Here is a 2,362-nt window from a genome sequence, read left to right as displayed (position 1 = left end):
GTAACGCCTTAAGTGGAATTTGGTTTATGGTTTACGGATAAACGCTGATTTCTTTACATTAGCAAACATAAAATCTGACAGCGTAGAAATTATCATCCAACATATTTTTCATATGAATAAAATACTTGGATTTTGCTTAGGTTTACCGAAAAACAAATTTTTAAATACTGTGTAATCTAATGCAGATCAATCTCAAAAAATCAAACCCCATTTTAGTACCAAGCTGTTGAAAATGTATTCTTCTTGGCGAACTGAGTTGAATCCAGGAGGTAAAGATGGGTCTCTAAAAGAGGAAAATCCTATTTCTTTATTTCCCTCAAAAAAAGTTGCTTCTTGTCTTTTATACCCCAAGCTGCAGGCAAAGGTATGCTTTCCTTTTTTAGATTTTCTCCTGATTCCAATATTTGGATTGATAAATATTCCTCCCTCGTACCAAGATTCTGTCCACTCTGTTTTAACTCTTTTTTCCAGCATGGTAGAAGCTGCCCCCAGATCCATACCTCCAAAAAGGGTATGTCTTTTTCCCTTATCCAAAAAACCCCTCCAACCTAATCCCAAAGGCATCAAAGTCAGGTTTGGATAAGTATCGACTCCCACCAAAAATCCTGTGGCATGGTATTTATTGATCCAAACTCCGTTAAGTGTTTGAAATGAAAAATTTGCCCTGGTGGTATATCCTTCAAAGTCAGTCTTCACCTTCCCAAACAAAGCTCCAATTTCAGTTTGATTGAAAAAAGTTCTTTCTTGGGAATAGGCTTCTCCCAAGAAAGAAAAAAAGACCATAATAAGAAGCAGTGTTTTTTTCATTATCAAAATTTTGAATAGAAAAGGAAAGATGAAATGACAACCCTCCAAGAGTTCTTAAACCTTGGAAGATTATCGGTTACACAATCACAGGATTTTTGACCTGAATACAACTCAATGGTTTGAGAACTGAAGGAGTGGAATAATCAAACTGACAGACTCCGTCAGGACCGATCACAATCAGTGATTTTGGACCGGGTATGATGTCTACTGATTTCATGGATTTCAAAAATTCCAATTGGTTTTTGTCAATATTCATGACGTCAGAGACATTAAAGCTCTTGAGTCCATGCTGCCCTTCAGCAATGTAGAGGTAATCTCCCGCCAAGCCCAAGCCATGAGGATTCAGCATTTCGTAAGACTTCAACAACTTGGGATTGTATGGGTCTTTGATGTCCAATACCTGCAATTCATTGACACCTTGTCTGCAAAATTGGCCATTTCGAAGCGTCACAAAGGCATAATCTTCATTGACTACGACGGGATCGCATGAGGTGAAGTGGGAATATTCAGCCATTTTTTTTGGATCTGAAGGAACGCTTGCATCATAGATATGCATGCCGGTATTGGAACCGATGAAAAGTTTTTCCTGAAAGGGGAAAATCGTTTCAATCCCCCAACCTAGGTCTATATTCTTGATAAAAGTTGGTTCATCTTCTTTGTTGACATCAAAAACCCTCAAGCTATATTCATCCACAGCATATAAGTGCCCACTCATTAAAGTAAATCTTGCCATAGAGCCTCCCTGCCCATAGTTTTGACCGCCTCCCTTATTGCCGGAATCACTTGACATAGCCAAAAACTCAGGTCGGCCCCACCAGCCTCCCCAACCCCACATCATGTCAGATTCGCTTGTAAGTACGGTATCTTTCCAGGTAATAATCTGTCCTGTGTCAAAATTGGTATACATGTTTTTAAATACATCTTCCTCCCGATCCACCATTTTGATGCTCCTCACATCGCTGATATCAAAAGAGAGTAAGTCCACATAATTGTCGGCATAAAGGATTTCACTATTTACAGCAAGGTCCACATTCCCCGGGATATTGATGAAATTGATGTTTTGAGGAGCTGCAGGATTTGAATTATCCAGAATGTGGATTCCCTTCTGGGGCTCATTGATAAAAAGGTAATCCCCATAAATGTAGATCTTTCCCGGATTATCAAGTTCTTTTCCCGGTTCGATGATGATGTTGGCTTGTCTTACCGTACTCATTTCCAGATAAACAGGATAGGATGTCTTGTAGGTGAAGGTGTTGGTGACCTCGTCATGACAGGAGGGCAAAACCAAAAACATCATGAACGCCAAAACCAAGTGCAGGCTTTTTCCGATAGTGGGGTTACTCTTATTTTTCATGGTAGTTTGGAAAATAGGTTAATTGATGAAATCTCAGCTTAAAAGGCCATATCCCCTTGACGGGTATTTTGGCTTTTGTGCTACAGGGACAATAAAAAAATGTGAGTACTTCCTGTAAAAGTTTTTACATATGCTACAAACAAATTTCACCAACCAATATTATGTAGCAAACCTGCCAAATAGATGTCCGCCTGCTCATCG

Annotated in this window: 2 protein-coding genes; both read right to left on the bottom strand. The window is 39.3% G+C overall.

The annotated features are described in order from the left end of the window. Nucleotides 1-192 precede the first annotated feature (192 nt). Nucleotides 193-807, bottom strand: a complete 615-nt coding sequence (locus tag ACZFYI_RS19190; RefSeq protein ID WP_462525731.1) for a hypothetical protein — start codon at nt 805-807, stop codon at nt 193-195. Nucleotides 808-883: 76 nt separating this feature from the next. Next, nucleotides 884-2,161 carry an LVIVD repeat-containing protein gene (locus ACZFYI_RS19185; RefSeq protein WP_462525730.1) on the bottom strand — a complete coding sequence of 426 codons (1,278 nt, stop codon included), beginning with the start codon at nt 2,159-2,161 and terminating at the stop codon, nt 884-886. Nucleotides 2,162-2,362 lie beyond the last annotated feature (201 nt).

The organism is Aquiflexum sp. (genome assembly GCF_977115555.1).
This window is presented reverse-complemented; position numbering and strand designations above follow the sequence as displayed.

What these genes read in the sequence shown, in the direction of transcription:
- ACZFYI_RS19190 (WP_462525731.1), bottom strand. Translation starts at nt 807, where the DNA reads ATGAAAAAAACACTGCTTCTTATTATGGTCTTTTTTTCTTTCTTGGGA.
- ACZFYI_RS19185 (WP_462525730.1), bottom strand. Translation starts at nt 2,161, where the DNA reads ATGAAAAATAAGAGTAACCCCACTATCGGAAAAAGCCTGCACTTGGTT.